This window comes from Streptomyces nymphaeiformis (genome assembly GCF_014203895.1).
Lineage (GTDB): Bacteria > Actinomycetota > Actinomycetes > Streptomycetales > Streptomycetaceae > Streptomyces > Streptomyces nymphaeiformis.
On sequence record NZ_JACHJY010000002.1, the window covers coordinates 421,912 to 438,886 of the forward strand.

A 16,975-nucleotide genomic window follows, 5' to 3' on the forward strand; every position below is an offset into this window, starting at 1 on the left:
CCGGGCCGCCCTCAGACGCGCGGACCCGTCGGCAGGTAGTACGGGCGGTTGTGGGCGGCGACCGGCGGCGACTGGAAGGTCCAGGCGCCCGCGGCCGGTGTGCCGTCGGGCAGGAGGGCCTGGAGGTCGCGGCCCAGGTCGCCGTCCGGGGCGTGGACCGCGAGACGGGTGCGCCCGGAGTGCTCGGGGGCGGCCAGGTCGTACCAGCCGTACGGCTGGTGGACGTTCATCGGTCCGGCGAGCAGCCGGCCCTCGCGGTCGGTCCCGTAACCCGTGACCGGGGCGGAGTTGGCGGCGACGGAGGTCAGGCCGTCCAGCCTCGCCGTGAGGTCGAGCAGCGGGGCCTGCCCGCGCTCCAGGGCGTCGTCGGTCCCGACCTCGGCCGCCTTGCACCGTACGGTCCAGGTCGCGCCCTCGGGTCCGTTCAGCGACGGCAGGCCGACCTCGAACCATCCCGGGTACTTGGGTTCCGCGTAGAGCTCGCGCCCCGCCCTGATCGCGAACGGGTTGTCGCACACGACGTGGAGCCGGGCGATGCCGAGCAGCTTCGTCTGGTCCCAGCCCTGCGCGTACTGGGCGTAGGACAGCCGCGGCAGACGGTCCGCCTCGGCCGTCGGGAACGCGATGACGTTGAACTCGATCTCCTGGGTGACGCCGCCGCCGAACGCGTACTGCGCGAAGTACAGCTGGTAGTTGAGCGAGACCAGCGCCCGCCCGTCGTCGAACGCGGCCGCCGTCAGGTCCGGGTGGTGCTTGGCGAGCAGCCGGCGGACGGGACCCGGGTCCACCAGCCAGTCGACGCCGATCTGGTGCAGGGCCCCGTAGTGGAACGGCAGCCGGAAGGGCTCGGGCACGGGCGGCAGGGGCAGCGAGGTCACGCGGGGGCTCCTGGGGTGGTCGGGGCGGTCGTCGTGGCGGCCACGGGGGAGAGGGGGCGGTCGCGGGCCGTCAGATCGGCCTCGATGCGCTCGGCGCTGCGCAGCGCGAGCGCGGCCATCGTCAGCGTCGGGTTGGAGGTGGCCACCGAGGGCATGCTGCCGCAGCCGACCGCGTACAGACCGGGGTGGTCCCAGCAGCGCTGCCAGGCGTCCACCACGGACGTGTCCGGGGAGTCGCCCATGATGTGCGTTCCGGCGGCATGACCCGCCCCGCGATAGCCGTACGCGCGGCCGCGGTGCTCGAACCGGCCCGGCCAGGCCGCCGACGGCGCGTAGTCCGTGTGGTCCTCGGCGCCGAGCAGCGCGAAGACCTGGTCCGAGACGGCGCGGGCGGCGGCCATGCCCTCCTTGACGTGCTCGTCGAGGTCGTAGGTGACCAGCGGCCGGGGCAGGCCGAGCGCGTCACGCTCGGACGGGTGGAGGGTGACCCGGTTCGCGGGGTCCGCGCCCTGCTCCATCTCGAACTGCAGGGTGAACTGCCTGCGCACCCGGTCCGCGACGGCCTCCCTCAACTCCTTGCCGAGCAGGCCGCGTTCGCGGAGGAAGTGGTCCACGTCCGTCTCGACGGGGCCCTTCGCCCAGATCCAGCCCCAGGTCCCGAACTCGACCCGGAACGGCGCCCGCAGCCGGCGCGCCGGACCGGCCCGGAAGCCCTCGAAGCCGGAGACGGACCCGGGTCCCCGATACGACCAGGACCGCTCGCCCTCGGGCAGCAGACCCCAGGTCAGCAGCACCGGATGGTCCATCAGATTGCGGCCGACCTGGCCGCTGCGGCCGGCGAGCCCCGACAGGAGCAGCAGCCGGGCGTTCTCCACCGCGTGCGCGGCGAGGACGACGACATCGGCGTGCGCGACGGACACCTCGCCGCCGTACGAGCGGTACTCCACGCCCGTGGCGCGCCCCCGCCCGTCGACGAGGACGCGGCTCACCACCGACCGGTCCCGCAGCGTGACCGACGGGCTCCACCGCCCCTGCGTCTTCAGCGGCGTGTACTTCGCGTACGAGGGGCAGTGCGGGATGCAGGTCGCGTTGCCCACGCACCGGCTGTCCGGATCGGGCCGCCCGCCCCGCCCGCGCGGGACGAAGCCGCGGCCGCCGCCGTACCGGGGGTCCGGGACGCCGTTGCGGGCGTGCGGGGTGCCGACCACCCTCAGCTCGACCTCGCCCAGGGCGACGGGGTCCTTGACGCGCCGCCCGTCGAGACGGGCCGAGAGTAGGCGGTCCAGACGGGCGGCGGGCAGCGGGCGCATCGGGAAGACGTAGTCGTCGGGGAAGCGCAGACCGAGGTGCGCGCGCTGCTCGTCGGCGTCGGCGGCCACCCCCAGGTGCTCCTCGGCCGCCCGGTAGTGGGGTTCGAGGTCGTCGTAGCCGAGGGGCCACCGGCGGCCGTACCCGAAGGACTCGGTGTCGAAGTCCTCCGGCAGCATGCGGGGCGCGAGACCGGTCCAGACGTTGCCGGTGCCGCCGTTGACGCGGACGTATCCACTGGCGTACGGGAGCGGGCCGTCCTGCCGCAGATGCCCGGAAGCCCGGAAGCCGGGGGTCCCGTCGTCGGTACCGGCGAGGTCCGTCATCTCCGGCCAGGGGGCCGCCGGATGGGGCAGATAGGGGGAGCCCGGCAGCCTGGCGGACGCCCTGAGGTAGTCGGTGAGCGGGTCGGCCGCGGCCGCTTCGGGGGCGCCGGCGCCCGCCTCCAGGACGAGCACCCGTCGCCGTCCGCCCCGACCGAGCCGATGCGCGACGAGCGAGCCCGCGACACCGGCGCCGACGACGATCACGTCGTACCGCGTCACCGGCCGCCCACCTCGGCCCAACTCCCGTACCCTCCGGGGGCGGCGGCGGGAGCCGACAGACCGGCCGCCTTCCAGACCAGAGCCTCCGCGTACGCCCGCGAGGACACCAGCCTGGGCGGCGGGCCCGGCCAACTGCCCGTGTACCAGAGGTACGTCACCGCCCGGGCCGCCGCCTGCGACGCGTCGTCCACCGGCTCGGTCCCTTCGAGCAGCCGTCCGTACAGCTCCGTGCCGAGCTGCTCCACGGCCACCGCGCGGTACACCTCGACGAGCCCGGTGGCGATCAGGTCCACGTCGTCGAAGCCGGTCAGCCGCGCCGACAAGGCGGTGAACTGCTCTGTCTCGTCTGTGTGGGGCACGCGGGGATCGGTGCCCCACGGGTCGGCGGCCCATGCCCCGCGCCCCCGGAACGGCTTGATCGCGTCGCCGGGCGCTCCCTCGGGCGACTGGTACTGATCGCTCTGTCGTACGGGGAACGAGAGCGCGTTCGCGTCACCACCGGGCGACCAGCGGTGTGCCCGGCTCCTGGCGCCGCCAGGCCGCGTTGAGGCGGACGAGGCGGGTCGGGGCCGCGATGCCGCGCACGGTGGCGATCCTGCCGCCGGCGATGTCGAACGTCACGGCGCCGATGACCCGGTCGCCGAGGGTGAACAGGATCGCGGGAGCGCCGTTGACGCGCGCCGTGTGGACGGCGGGTGTGCCACCGGCGAGGCGCCGTTTCGCGGGACTGGGCCGGAACCCGCCCCGGGCGACGGCGGCGACGCGCTGGGGAGTGTCGAACCGCAGCAGCCTCTCGCTCGGCCCGGCGCCGTCGGAGACGGCGGTCACGTCGTCGGTGAGCAGCGCCACGAGCCGTTCGGTACGGCCCGACGAGGCGGCGTCGAAGAACTCCTCGACGAGCCTGCGGGCGGAGGCCGGATCGACCTCACCGCCGCGCCGTCGCGCGGCGGTGAGACGGCCCCGGGCCCGGTGGAGGTGCTGCTGGCTCGCGGACTCGGAGACGTCGAGGATCTCGGCGATCTCGGCGTGGCTGTACGAGAACGCCTCGCGCAGCAGGTAGACCGCCCGCTCCAGGGGCGACAGGCGCTCCATGAGCGTCAGCACGGCCAGGGAGACCGATTCGCGCTGCTCGAAGGTGTCTGCGGGGCCGAGCATCGGGTCGCCGTCGAGGAGCGGCTCGGGCAGCCAGGTTCCGGCGGCGCGCTCGCGGCGGGCCTGCGCCGAGCGGAGCCGGTCGATGCACAGATGGGTGACGACCTTCGTGAGCCAGGCCTCCGGCACCCGGATCCGCTGCCGGTCGGCGGCCTGCCAGTGCAGGAACGCGTCCTGCACGGTGTCCTCGGCGTCGGCGGCGGAGCCGAGCATCCGGTACGCCAGGGAGGCCAGCCGGTTCCGGCTGGCCTCGAACCGGCCGGTGTCGAAGCCGTCGATGGTGATGCCGTCCACGGTGATGTCCTCGGCCGGCTACGCGACGGCCTTCCGGGCGGACGGCTCCGTCTTCGGAGAGGACCCCTCCGCCGCGGCGGTGACGCGGAGGCCGCGCTTGGGCAGGCCGAAGGTCGGGTGCGAGGTGGTCCACAGCGACATCCAGAGGATGCCCGCCTTGACCCGGGCCGCCGTCCGGCCGCCCAGGTACTTCGGCTTCGCCCGCCCCTCGCCGTCGACCAGCTGCAGGATCCCGTCCCGCCGGCCGAGGCTGATGTGGTTGCCCACGTACTCCAGCTTGGTGTTCCCGGCCTTGCGGCCGGTCAGGCGGCCCACCGCCGAGTTCGTGGCCTGCATGCCGGTGTAGCCGGCCGAGGCGCAGGACATCGGCAGGGGCAGGCCGTTGTCGCCGAGGGCGTACGCGCTGTCGCCGACGGCGTACACGTCCGGGTGCGAGACCGACCGCATGGTGCGGTCGACGACGATCCGACCGTCCCCGGTGACGTCGAGCCCGCCCGTGGCCGCGAGGGGGCTGACCGCGAACCCGGCCGTCCACACGGTCGCGTCGGACGCCAGGGCGGTGCCGTCGGCGCACAGCACCCGCGCCGCCTCGACGGACTCGACCGTGGCGTGTTCCAGGACGGTGATGCCCAGACGGGCGCAGGCCCGGCGCAGGTGGTCACGGGCCCCGGCGGAGAGTCGGGCGGCCAGCTCGCCGCGGGCGACCAGCGTCACGGAGAGACCGGGCCGGGACTCGGCGATCTCGGTGGCGGTCTCGATGCCGGTCAGCCCGTCGCCGACGACCAGCACGCTGCCGCCCTCGCTCAGGCTGTCCAGGCGCTCGCGCAGGCGCAGCGCCGCGGGGCGGCTGCTGACGTCGAAGGCGTGCTCGGCCGCGCCGGGGACGCGCTGGTCGTCGCCGTGGCTGCCGAGCGCGTAGAAGAGGGTGTCGTACGGGAGCTCGCAGCCGCCGTCGGCGTCGGCCACGGTGACGACCCGGCGGTCGGGGTCGACGGCGGTGACACGGGCCAGGCGCAGCCGCACGGCCGTACCCGCGAAGACGTCGGTGAGCCGCGGTGCCGCGATCTCCTGGCCGGCCGCGACCTGGTGCAGCCGCAGCCGCTCGACGAACTCCGGCACGGCGTTGACCACGGTGATCTCGGTGTCCGCCGGGGACAGCCGTCGGGCGAGGTTCCCTGCCACGTAGCTCCCGGCGTAGCCGGCGCCGAGGACGACGATGCGGTGCTTCATGGGGTGCTCCTGTCGGTTCGCTTGCCTTCGGTGGATTGACCGGGGCGGCGCCCCGATTCCTGACAGGAGCGGAATGTGACCTGCGTCACATATCCGTGTGGGGGAGTCGGACCGTGACGCGGAGACCGCCGTCGGGGCGGGGGACGAGGTCGAGGGTTCCGTCGTGGGCGCGGACGATGCTGTGCACGAGGGCGAGGCCCAGGCCGACGCCGGCGTGCTCCTCGGTGCGCGCCCGTTCCGTACCGCGCTGGAAGGGTTCGGTGAGGGTCGGCACCAGTTCCGGCGGGACCGGACGGCCCGTGTTCTCGACCCGTACGAGGCTCGTGCCGCCCCGCGTCCCGGTGTGGACCGTCGCCGTGCCGCCGGCGGGGAGGTTGTGCACGACGGCGTTCTGGACGAGGTTCGTCACCATCCGCAGCAGAAGCTCCGAGGAGCCGCTGGTCCGTGCCGCCTCCCCGGTGACGTCGAGCGTGATCCCGCGCTGCTCGGCGAGGGGCAGCAGGGTCTCGGCGGCCTCCTCGGCGACGAGGGACAGGTCCACGCTCTCGCGGCGGAAGGTCCCCCGGTCGCTGCGGCTGAGCAGCAGAAGGGCCTCCGTGAGGTCGATCGCGCGCGTGTTGACGGTCTTGAGGCGCGCCAGGAGCTCCTCCCGGTCCCGCGTCGGATCCCTGCGGGCGACGTCGAGCAGCGTCTGCGAGACGGCCAGGGGGGTGCGCAGCTCATGGGAGGCGTTCGCCGCGAACCGCTGCTGCTCGGCGACGTGCGACTCGAGCCGTTCCAGCATGGAGTCGAACGCGTCGGCGAGCTCGCGGAACTCGTCCCGGCGGCCGTCCAGGCGGATCCGGTGGGACAGCGATCCGTTCCCGGCCGTCCGGGCCGCGGCCGTGATCCGGGTGAGCGGCGCGAGCATCCGGCCCGCGAGGAACCATCCCCCGACCAGGCCGAACACGAGCAGGAAGGCCATCGCCACGGCCGCGGCGGGGCCGAAGGTGCGCACCAGGAGGTAGCGGTTGGGCGAGATCCCCAGCAGCCCCTGCGTGTTGTCGGGTACGTAGCGCAGCAGGAAGCCCCACACCACGGCCAGCAGGAGCGCTCCCGCGACGGCGAGGAACCCGGCATAGCTGAGCGTGAGTCGCAGGCGGACGCTGAGCCCCGGGCGTCTAGGCATCCGTGGGCCCGCCTGCGTCGATGCGGTAGCCGACGCCCGGCACCGTGGCGATGACCCATGGTTCGCCGAGCCGTTTGCGCAGGGCGGAGACGGTGATGCGGACGGCGTTGGTGAAGGGGTCGGCGTGCTCGTCCCAGGCCCGTTCGAGCAGCTCCTCGGCGCTGACGACCCCGCCCTCGGCGGCGACGAGGACGTCGAGCACGGCGAACTGCTTACGGGTGAGCGCGACGTAGCGTCCGTCGCGGAAGACCTCCCGGCGGAACGGGTCGAGGCGCAGGCCCGCGATCTCGCGGACCGGCGGCCGGGCGTACGCGCGCCGGCGGTCGAGCGCCCGCAGCCGCAGCACGAGCTCCCTCAGTTCGAACGGCTTGGTGAGGTAGTCGTCGGCACCGAGCGCGAAACCGGAGGCCTTGTCGTCGATGCGGTCGGCGGCGGTGAGCATGAGGATCGGGATGCCGCTGCCGGAGGCGACGATGCGCCGGGCGACCTCGTCGCCGGAGGGGCCGGGGATGTCGCGGTCGAGGACCGCGAGGTCGTAGGAGTGGATGCCGAGCAGCTCCAGGGCGGAGTCGCCGTCGCCGGCGACGTCGGCGGCGATCGCCTCCAGCCGGAGACCGTCCCGCACGGCTTCGGCCAGGTAGGGCTCGTCCTCCACGATCAGTACGCGCATGGCTGAAGCCTAGGCAACCCGACATGTCGCCGACGTATGCGGAGGTGCGGGCGCATCGGCCGTGCGGCTCAGGCCGTCCGTGCCGGCGCCGCCGGGCGGGGCCGGTCAGACGGTGCCACCGCCGCCCCGGTGCGCCACCAGCGGCGTGTGGCCAGCGCGGCGAGCAGCGCGCCGGTGGCGTTGACCAGGACGTCGTCCACGGAGGACACCCGGTCGAGCCGTAGGACGTACTGCGCGGTCTCGACCAGGACCGAGCAGCCCGCCCCGAGCGCCAGGATCCGCGGTACGGACGCCACGGCCGCGAACCGCATCGGCGCGAAGGCCCCGAGTGCGGCGAAGACCAGCAGGTTCCCGGCGATCCCGAGCGGACCCATCGCGACCAGGTCCCGCAGCGGTACGAGGCTCACCCGGCCGGGGACGGTGCCGGCGCCGGCGCCCGGCATCAGCGTCAGCCACAGGAAGGGCACCGTCCCGTGCGCCAGGCCCACCTCGGCCAGCGACCTCCGCCACGCCGCCCCGGCACCGGCGGCCCGCCGCCGGCGGGCCAGGGCCCACACCACCAGGGCGGACAGCGGGAGCGCGGCCAGGGCGAGGAGCACGACCCCGTTGAACGTGTCGAGGCAGCCGTGCCACCGCCCGGCCAGGCACCTCGGAGCGGACATCATGAGCGGCCGCCTCAGGACGAACAGGGCGCTCGCCAGGCCGAGGACCGTGAGGGCGAGGAGCACGATCCGGCGGGGTGGCACGGACAGGGGCGTGTCGTGGTTCATGCCGCCATGGAAGACGGAAGGCCGTCGCGGCGGCGTATGCGCTTTTCGATACACCCGCGATATACGAAACTCCGCAATCGGATGATGAGAATTCGACAGGTGCCTACACCGTTCGGACCGGTGAATGCAAGGGCGCGGTCATTTCGGGCGAATATGCCCTACCGGTCCCTGCCGCACCGTCAAATGTCCTAATTCTGAAGTCGGTTGACACCGCTCTCCGCGTTTGGTTAGAAACCCACCCGCTGGGCACCCGTGTGCCCATTTCGCTTATGCGCGTGTGGGCGCGAACGAAAGGAATGGCGTGAAAGTGAGATTCGGGCGGGCTCTTGCCTGCCTCGTGGTTTCGGCGGTCACCGCCTCGATGATGCCGGGCGTGGCATTCGCCGCGCCGGCGTCGGACGGCGGTGACGAAGGCGTATTCGACACGTTCAAGGGCTGGTTCTCCGACGAGGACGACGCCGGCGACGCCCGGGCGCCGCAGGTCTCGACCGGCGGTACCCCCGTGCTCCCGACCAGGGAGACGCTGCCGAAGGGCAAGGCGGCACCGAAGCCGAAGCGCGTCGCGGAGCTCAAGGACCGCCGTACCGCGAACGCGCGGTACTGGAAGCTGTCCGACGGCCGGGTGCAGGCCGAGGTGTCGGCCGTACCGACCGCGTACCGCGCCGGGAAGTCCTGGCAGGACATCGATCCGACGGTCCGTGCGACGGCCGGCGGCGGCTTCGCCTTCGGCAACACGACGAACGCGGCGCGCAGCTGGTTCGGTTCGGACGCGCACCGGCTGCTCAGGTTCGAGGCCGGGAACGGGCACGCGGTGACGCTCGGCCTGGAGGGCGCGGGCAGGCTGGCGCCCACGGCCCAGGGCAGCACCGTGACCTACAAGGACGCGGTGGCCGGCGCCGACCTGTCGTACGAGGTCGGCCCCGGCCGGGTCAAGGAGAACATCGTCCTGGACGAACGGCCCGCCGGGCCGGTCTCGTTCACCTTCACCCTCGACGCCGGCGGCCTGACGCCGAAGGCCGGCAAGGACGGCTCGGTCGCCTTCTACGGCGAGGCCGCGCAGCCGGTCCTGGTGATCCCGGCCGCGTTCATGACGGACGCGAGGAAGGACGCCTCCTCGCCGTACGGGGCCGCCTACAGCACGTCCGTCGAGCAGAAGCTCACGCGGGCGGGCAAGGGCTGGAAGCTGACGGTCACGCCGGACGCGAAGTGGCTGGCCGCCCCCGAGCGGACGTATCCGGTCACGGTCGATCCGACGATCTCGATCGCGCCGACGCCGACGACCGCCCAGGACGTGATGATCTCGTCGGACGGCCCGACGACGAACTACGACGACAACTGGCGCCTGTCCGTCGGCAACACCAGCACCGGCGCCTCGCGCGCCCTGGTCAGGTTCCCGCTGGGCGGCATCCCCGCGGGCACCACGGTGGACTCCGCCGACCTGCGGCTCTACTACGACCAGACGCACACCACGGGTGACACCGAGGTGCAGCTGGAGGCCCACCGCGCCACCCAGTCCTGGACCGAGTCCACGGCGACCTGGAACAGCGCCAACGCGATCACCGGCGAGCTGTCCGGCACCGCCGTCGTCGTCGACGACGGCGACACCGGCCGCACCGCGGCCGTCGGCGCCTGGCCCGCCTCCGGGAACACGGCGTACACGCAGTACGCGGTGAACCAGGACTACCTGTACAACAAGGACTCGGTCGCGGGCGACACGTACACCTGGCAGCCCAGCCTCCCCGAGGACGGCACCTACCAGGTCGAGACGCACTACATACCCGCGTCGGACCGGGCCGCCAACGCCCCCTACACCGTCACGTACGACGGTGGCAGCAAGACGTACACCGTCAACCAGCAGGCCGGCACGGCCGGCGTGTGGAAGACGCTCGGCTCCCACCCGTTCAAGGCGGGCACCCTCGGCAAGATCGTCCTCGGTGACGGTCCCGCGTCGGCGACCACCTCCGTGATCGCGGACGCCGTCCGGTTCACCAAGGGCGGCGTGGTCACCAAGAAGGCCGGCGAGCTCAACGCCTGGCACTCCTTCCCGGTGACGAAGACCGTCCAGTCCTGGGTCGACGGCACGAACGCCAACAACGGCTTCGTCATCAAGGCCGGCGACGAGAGCGCCACCGGCCCCAAGGGCGGCCCGCGCTACGAGGGCAGCGAGTTCGCCTACGCGGGCGAGACCGCCAACTACCCGCGTCTCGTCGTGACCTTCGGCCGCCAGGGCGTCGACCTCGCCGCCCCGTCCGTCATCCACGACACGGGCGCGGAGCTGAACTGGTCGGCGTACCAGGACAAGGACCCGGTCGCCACCGGCGACGACATCGTCGAGTACCAGGTCCACCGCTCCGTCTTCCAGACCTTCACGCCGTCCGCCTCGACCCTCGTCTCGCCGGTCCCGGCGGGCACGACGGCGTTCACCGACACCACGGCCGTCCCCACCAAGGCCGACGACGCGGACCCGTTCGGGCGCGCGTACTACTACATGGTCGCGGTGAAGACGAAGGACGGGCAGGTCGTCCCCGCCCCGACACAGCTCGTACGGCTGCCGAAGGCCGGCCGGACGACGAAGATCCTGGAGGCGTCCCAGGACACCACCCTGTCCTCGGCGCAGCCCACCGCCCCGCACGACACCCTCGACGACGGCGGCCCGCAGACCTGGCTGTCGGTCGGCAACAACTCGGCGACGTACGGCAAGACCCGTGCCCTGCTGAAGTTCCCCGCGCTGGGCATCCCCACGACCGCCCGCGTCCTCGAAGCGGACGTGCGCCTGTGGAGCACGCAGACCACCACGGACGCCGCGGGCGCGGTCTACGAAATCCGGCCGCTCACCCGTGACTTCGACGAGGCCGCCACCTGGACCAAGGCGACCGCCGGCACGGACTGGACCAGCCAGGGCGGCGACTCCGGCGCCTCGGTGGCCGACAACGGGGCCATCAGCAACGACCCGGCCCGCCACGAGTGGAACGTCACCTCGCTCGCCCAGTCCTGGGTGACCACCCCCGCCTCCCAGCAGGGCGTCATGGTCAGGACGGCCGACGAGACCGCCTCGCAGGAGCGGACGCTGTTCCTCTCCTCCGAGGGCGCCGAGCAGCGACTCCGCCCGAGGATCGTCCTCACGTACATCGACTCCACCACCGAGTCGACGTACTACGCGCCGCAGACCCCGGCCCGGATGACCCCGAACACCACCTACACGGTGGACTTCACCCTCACCAACACCACCGCCGCCACCTGGACGGCCGCCGACCAGGTCCTCACCTACCGGTGGACGCTGCCCGAGGGCACGGACGTCACCAACGGCGGCAACCAGATCAGGACCGCCCTGCCCCGGGACGTCGCGCCCGGCGACTCGGTGACGCTCCAGGCGCAGGTGAGCACCCCGATCAACTCGGACTCGGGCAACAAGCGCACCGACTACGCGCTGACCTGGGACGTCTACAACAAGACGGCCGGGACCTGGGCGTCCGCGACGGCGGGCATCCCCGGCCTCCAGCAGAACGTGGCCGTCGAGGACCCGACCTCCAACACGCTCGGCCTGGAGAAGTTCTACTTCTTCGCCGGCAAGAACACCGGCGCCGGCTCGACCGTCATGAACAACGCGGCGTCCGGCAACACCGTCTGGAACTACAACGCGTTCTCCAACCCGGGCCGAGGCCTCAACACCTTCGTCCGGTTCTCCTACAACTCCCTGGACACCTCGGACACCGTGCTCGGTGCCGGCTGGTCCGGCCAGGCCGCCGGGCCGATCCGCCTCGGCGCCCCGCTGGAGTTCCACCCCAAGCCGAACCCGACCGAGATCCGCCTCCCGGACGGCGACGGAACGACCCACGTCTTCCGGAAGCAGCCGGACGGCTCGTGGAAGGCCCCGGCCGGCGTCCACTTCAAGGTCACGCCGAAGCCGGGTCTCGACTGCACCCCGGAGAAGGACCCGATCACGGACGCCTGGACGCTCACGCGCCCGGACGGCACCCGGTTCGTGTTCGGCTGCGACGGCTACATGACGTCGGTCGTCGACAAGAACGGCAACACGCAGACCTACACGTACGAGGAACGCAAGTCCAACAACAAGCCCACCAAGTTCCTCGCCTACATCACCGACCCGGTCGGCCGGCAGACGCTGACCGTCACCTACTACGGCAAGGCCGACGGCGCCGGACCCAAGGTCCTCGACCACGTCAAGTCGATGACCGACATCTCGGGGCGCAAGCTCACGTTCGAGTACTCGGACAAGGGCCTGCTCACCAAGCTGACCGACGGCACGGGCTCGTCCCAGCCCAAGGTCTTCGCCTTCGAGTACGACGCCACCCAGGGCAACAAGAACGTCAAGCTGGTCAAGGTCACCGACCCGCGCGGCAACGCCACCCAGCTCACGTACAACTTCCCGCAGACCGGCGACGACCCGAAGTACCACTGGTGGACCAAGGCGATCACCGACCGCCGGCAGGGCACCACCTCCTTCACGTACGCCCCTGACGCCGCGAACGCCAAGTTCACCGCCACCAGGGTCACCGACGCCGAGAACCGGGCCACGGACTACGTGACGGACGACTTCGGCCGTCCGGTGCAGACCACCAACGCCAAGTCGCAGGTCAGCAAGCTGTCCTGGGACGCCGACAACAACGTCGTCTACCTGGAAGAGGCCAACGGCGCCAAGACGGTGTCGTGCTACGACCAGCGGACCGGCTACCCGCTGTGGAAGCGGGACGCCGAGAGCAACAAGAACGGCATCCCGGCGCAGAGCGACTGCGCGCCCGGCGTCTTCCCGGCCGACGCGCAGAAGTTCCAGTACCAGACGCGTCTGGACGGCTTCGCCACCGACCTCTTCCGCAAGACCTCCCCGGGCGGCCGCACCTGGGAGTTCGGCTACGACTCCTTCGGCAACCTGACGAAGGTCACCGACCCCAAGGGCGTCGCGACCGCCACGGCGGACGACTACACCACCGTCCACCAGTACGACGCCTACGGCCAGCCGACGAAGACGGTCGACGCCAACGGCAACCCGACCACCTTCACCGAGTTCGGTCCCACCGGATACCCGGCGAAGACCACCGACGCGCTGCAGCACACCACGTCGGTCGTCTACGACGTGCGCGGTCTGGTCACCGAGATCACCGACGCGCTGGGCAAGAAGACCACGCAGACGTACGACGCGTACGGACGTCCGCTGGTCAGCACCGTGCCGAAGAACCAGGCGGCGGGCGAGCTGATCACCACGCCGGCTCCCGTCTACGACGCCAACGACAACGTCACGCTGGTCACGGCGCCGCACGGCGCGGAATCCACCGCGGTGTACGACGCGAACGACCAGATCACCTCGGCGACGGCCCCGAAGGACTCGCCGACGGCCCCCGAGCGCAGGACGGCCTACACCTACGACAGGACCGGCCACCTGCGGACGACGACCGAGCCGAAGGGCACCGCGACCACCGCGGACCCCAACGACTTCGTCACCACCAACACCTACGACGAGATCTACCAGCTGAGCTCCGTGGTCAACGCCGCGGGCCACAAGATCTCCTACGAGTACGACAACGTCGGCAACCCCGTCACGGTCGTCGACCCGCGGCGGAACGCGACCCCGGACACGACCGACTACGCCAGCAAGACGGCGTACGACCTCGACCACCGGGCCGTCTCCACCACCGACGCGCTCGGCAAGACCTCGTCCCGCACCTACGACAAGGACGGGCTCGTCGTCGCGTCGAAGGACGCCGAGGGCAACGAGACCCTGGTCGGCTACGACGAGCGGGGCAAGCAGGTCCAGGTCAAGGTCCCGCACACGGGGACCGCGCCGAACATCACGTACCGCACGACCACGTACGAGTACGACCAGGTCGGCAACGCCGTCAAGGTCACCACCCCGCGCGGCAACGACACGGCGAACCCCGACGACTTCGCCGCGCGCACCGAGTACGACAAGCTGAACCGTCCGGTCAAGCAGTTCCAGCCGTACGACCCGGCGGACCCGCGCTACAACAAGTCGGACGTCTACACCCAGACGTTCTACGACGAGGTGGGCCGGGTCTCCAGGACCTCGGCGCCGGCGTCGCAGGGCCAGACGGTCCGCAACGACACCACGTACACCTACTTCGACAACGGGTGGGCGAAGTCGTCGACCGACGCCTGGGACATCACCACCTCCTACGGCTACAACGACGTCGGCCAGCAGACGTCGAGGACGCTGACCTCGGCGGGCGGTTCCTCCAGCCGCACCATGGGCTGGACGTACTACCCGAACGGCACGCTCAGGACCAAGACCGACGACGGCGTCCCGGTCGGCAGCGCCGTGCCGCTCGTCGACAACTCCGACACCCAGAACACCGTTTCCACGGGAACCTGGACCAAGGGGAGCGCGACCGGGCAGCAGGGCTACGACCACCAGGTCCACGCCGCCGGCGCCGGGACCGACGCGTTCACCTGGACGCTGAACATCCCCAAGGACGGCACGTACACCGCGTACGTCAAGTACCCGCAGGTCTCCGGGGCCGCGACGACCGCCAAGTACACGGTCACGCACTCCGCCGGAACCACGGACAAGACGATCAGCCAGGCCACCGGCGCCGGTGCCTGGATCAGCCTCGGCTCGTTCACGTTCACCCAGGGCAACACGGGCAAGCTCCAGCTGTTCCAGAACAGCGGCGGCGCGGTCGTGGCCGACGGCGTGAAGCTGGTGCGCGACAACTCCGGTGACACCGACACCGAGAAGCACACCTTCACCTACGCGTACGACGTCAACGGCAACATGGAGTCGATCGCCGACACCTCGTCGGGCACCCGGGTCGACGCCTACCGGATGGCCTACACGGATCTGAACCAGGTCCGCCAGGTCACCGAGTCGCTGGCCGGCCAGGAGAAGAAGACCACCTCCTACACGTACGACATCAACGGCCGCCCGGACACCGCCACCCACCCCGACCAGTACTCCAAGTACACGTACGACCTCCGGGAGAAGGTCAAGACGATCTCCGTGGGCGACACCGCCACGGACCCGTCGCCGAACGTCACCTCGTTCACGTACACCGACCGCGGCCTGGCCCTCCGGGAGACCAAGCCCAACGGCAACACCGTCGACAACACGTACTACCTCGACGGCGCGGTCAAGTCCCAGACGGAGAACAAGCCGAACGGCACCCTGGTCTCCTCGCACACCTACGCCTACGACGCCAACGGCAACAAGGCGCAGGACGTGGCGAAGAAGATGAACGCCGACAACCACGCGGCGTACCTCGAATCGACCACGGACTTCACCTACGACCCGGTCGAGCGCCTCGCCAAGTCGGTCAAGACCGGCAACGGCGCGAACACCGAGACCTTCGTCCACGACGACAACGCCAACGTCATCAGCCAGTCGGACAAGGCGTCCTCCGCGACGTACACGTACGACCGCAACCGGCTGCTCAGCTCCTCGACCTCCGGCGTCACGTCCTCCTTCACCTACGACCCCTTCGGCCGACAGGAGTCCGTCACCAGCGGCGGCCAGGTCGTGTCCCGCAGCGTCTACGACGGCTTCGACCACGTGGTCGAGTCGCAGCAGCGCGACGGATCCGGCGCGATGAAGTCGACGACCTACGCCTTCGACCCGCTGGACCGCACGGTCTCCAAGACGGCCGAGGGCAAGACCACCACGTTCAACTACCTCGGTCTGTCCAACGAGGTGCTGAACGAGGAGGTCGCCGGAAAGCTGACCAAGTCCTACGAGTACAGCCCGTGGGGCCAGCGGCTCTCCCAGGTCACGCACAACAGTGACGGCACCACCGAGGACGCGTACTACGGCTACAACAGCCACACCGACGTCGAGACGCTGACCGACAAGAACGGCGACACCAAGGCCACCTACGGCTACACCGCCTACGGCAGCGAGGACAAGAGCGAGTTCACCGGCATCGACAAGCCCGACGCCGGGGACCCGACGAAGGAGGAGTACAACCACTACCGCTTCAACGCCAAGCGGTGGGACGCCCAGTCCGGCACCTACGACATGGGCTTCCGGGACTACGCGCCGGGTCTGAACCGCTTCACCACGCGGGACATGTACAACGGCGCCCTCGCCGACATGGGCCTCGGCACCGACGCCTTCACCGGCAACCGCTACGCCTTCACCGGCGGCAACCCGATCAGCAACGTCGAGATCGACGGCCACTTCGCCTTCGCGCTCGCCGCCATCCCGATCCTCGCGGTCGCCGTGGCCGTGGTCGCCGCGGTGGTCATCGTGGCGGCCGTGGTCGCCGTGGTCGAGGAGGCCGCCGACCGCATCGAGGAGGCCATCGACGAGGCGGCGGAGGAGGACGACGAGCCGGCGCCCTCGCCCAAGCCCGACCCCGAGCCCAAGCCGAAGCCCCGCGGCACCGACGACGACGATGACGACAGCAAGTGCGGCTGGGTCAAGCACGGAGACGTCGACAAGGCCAACGGCAACCGCGCCACGGGTGTGACGTCCTGCCTCAACAAGTCCTACCTGGAGACGCACAAGGGCACCAAGACGGACGTCTCCAAGGTCGCGCCTCCCGGCTACCGGTGGGCCCAGCGCACGGCCGGCTTCCTCGGGGCGCACCCGGTGGAACAGAACATCAACGCCTGCCACCTCCTCGGCAAGCAGCTGAGCGGCTCGGGCACCGACCTGAACAACCTGGCGACGTGCTCGCGCGGCGCCAACGACTGGCAGACCGGCTCCCAGCAGGGCTCCAACAACATGAAGAACTACGAGAACCAGGTCGCCGAGGCGGTCGCGGCCGGACAGGACGTCCTGTACTCGGTGACACCCACCTACAGCGGCCGGAGAACCGTTCCGCTCGGTTTCAAGATCACCGCGTACGGTACGAACCCGGACGGGTCCGCGGGCATCAGGATCGACACCTTCGTGTCGAACACCCTGGCAGGCCGGAACCTCGGCATGTTCAACGATCCGAACACCGGTCGGCAGGTCCCGACCGGATCGATGGAATGAGAGGAGAGAG

The 16,975-nt window shown here is 71.2% G+C and carries 9 protein-coding genes; 1 reads left to right on the top strand and 8 read right to left on the bottom strand.

Annotated features, from left to right (window positions below; all coding sequences use genetic code 11):
• Window positions 1-11: 11 nt before the first annotated feature.
• The 8 genes from GGE06_RS07820 to GGE06_RS07855 all read right to left on the bottom strand — a co-directional run bounded on the left by GGE06_RS07820 (window position 12) and on the right by GGE06_RS07855 (window position 8,015).
• Window positions 12-878: a hypothetical protein gene (locus GGE06_RS07820; RefSeq protein ID WP_116157223.1), complete on the bottom strand. Its 867-nt coding sequence runs from the start codon at window positions 876-878 to the stop codon at window positions 12-14.
• Window positions 875-2,731, bottom strand: a complete 1,857-nt coding sequence (locus GGE06_RS07825; RefSeq protein ID WP_116157222.1) for a GMC family oxidoreductase — start codon at window positions 2,729-2,731, stop codon at window positions 875-877. The genes GGE06_RS07820 and GGE06_RS07825 overlap by 4 nt, the downstream gene beginning before the upstream one ends.
• Window positions 2,728-3,090: a hypothetical protein gene (locus tag GGE06_RS07830; RefSeq protein ID WP_116157221.1), complete on the bottom strand. Its 363-nt coding sequence runs from the start codon at window positions 3,088-3,090 to the stop codon at window positions 2,728-2,730. Before GGE06_RS07830 ends, GGE06_RS07825 begins: the two co-directional genes overlap by 4 nt.
• 133 nt (window positions 3,091-3,223) lie before the next feature.
• Window positions 3,224-4,177: a sigma-70 family RNA polymerase sigma factor gene (locus tag GGE06_RS07835; RefSeq protein ID WP_312883052.1), complete on the bottom strand. Its 954-nt coding sequence runs from the start codon at window positions 4,175-4,177 to the stop codon at window positions 3,224-3,226.
• A gap of 18 nt (window positions 4,178-4,195) precedes the next feature.
• Window positions 4,196-5,407 (bottom strand): NAD(P)/FAD-dependent oxidoreductase, encoded by a 1,212-nt coding sequence (locus tag GGE06_RS07840; protein WP_184930363.1) that lies wholly within the window; start codon window positions 5,405-5,407, stop codon window positions 4,196-4,198.
• Window positions 5,408-5,492: 85 nt separating this feature from the next.
• Window positions 5,493-6,575: a sensor histidine kinase gene (locus GGE06_RS07845; RefSeq protein WP_116157218.1), complete on the bottom strand. Its 1,083-nt coding sequence runs from the start codon at window positions 6,573-6,575 to the stop codon at window positions 5,493-5,495.
• On the bottom strand, window positions 6,568-7,245 hold the full coding sequence (locus tag GGE06_RS07850; RefSeq protein ID WP_116157217.1) for a response regulator transcription factor: 678 nt from the start codon (window positions 7,243-7,245) through the stop codon (window positions 6,568-6,570). Before GGE06_RS07850 ends, GGE06_RS07845 begins: the two co-directional genes overlap by 8 nt.
• A 68-nt stretch (window positions 7,246-7,313) precedes the next feature.
• On the bottom strand, window positions 7,314-8,015 hold the full coding sequence (locus GGE06_RS07855) for a VanZ family protein (RefSeq protein ID WP_184930364.1): 702 nt from the start codon (window positions 8,013-8,015) through the stop codon (window positions 7,314-7,316).
• A 364-nt stretch (window positions 8,016-8,379) separates the two neighbouring features.
• Here GGE06_RS07855 and GGE06_RS07860 point away from each other — a divergent pair, with 364 nt between their 5' ends.
• Window positions 8,380-16,965: a golvesin C-terminal-like domain-containing protein gene (locus GGE06_RS07860; protein WP_246532430.1), complete on the top strand. Its 8,586-nt coding sequence runs from the start codon at window positions 8,380-8,382 to the stop codon at window positions 16,963-16,965.
• Window positions 16,966-16,975: the final 10 nt, after the last annotated feature.

Bases quoted from the DNA above. Each gene is read 5' to 3' on its own strand.
- GGE06_RS07840 (WP_184930363.1), bottom strand. From the start codon at position 5,407: ATGAAGCACCGCATCGTCGTCCTCGGCGCCGGCTACGCCGGGAGCTAC.
- GGE06_RS07845 (WP_116157218.1), bottom strand. From the start codon at position 6,575: ATGCCTAGACGCCCGGGGCTCAGCGTCCGCCTGCGACTCACGCTCAGC.
- GGE06_RS07850 (WP_116157217.1), bottom strand. From the start codon at position 7,245: ATGCGCGTACTGATCGTGGAGGACGAGCCCTACCTGGCCGAAGCCGTG.
- GGE06_RS07855 (WP_184930364.1), bottom strand. From the start codon at position 8,015: ATGAACCACGACACGCCCCTGTCCGTGCCACCCCGCCGGATCGTGCTC.
- GGE06_RS07860 (WP_246532430.1), top strand. From the start codon at position 8,380: ATGCCGGGCGTGGCATTCGCCGCGCCGGCGTCGGACGGCGGTGACGAA.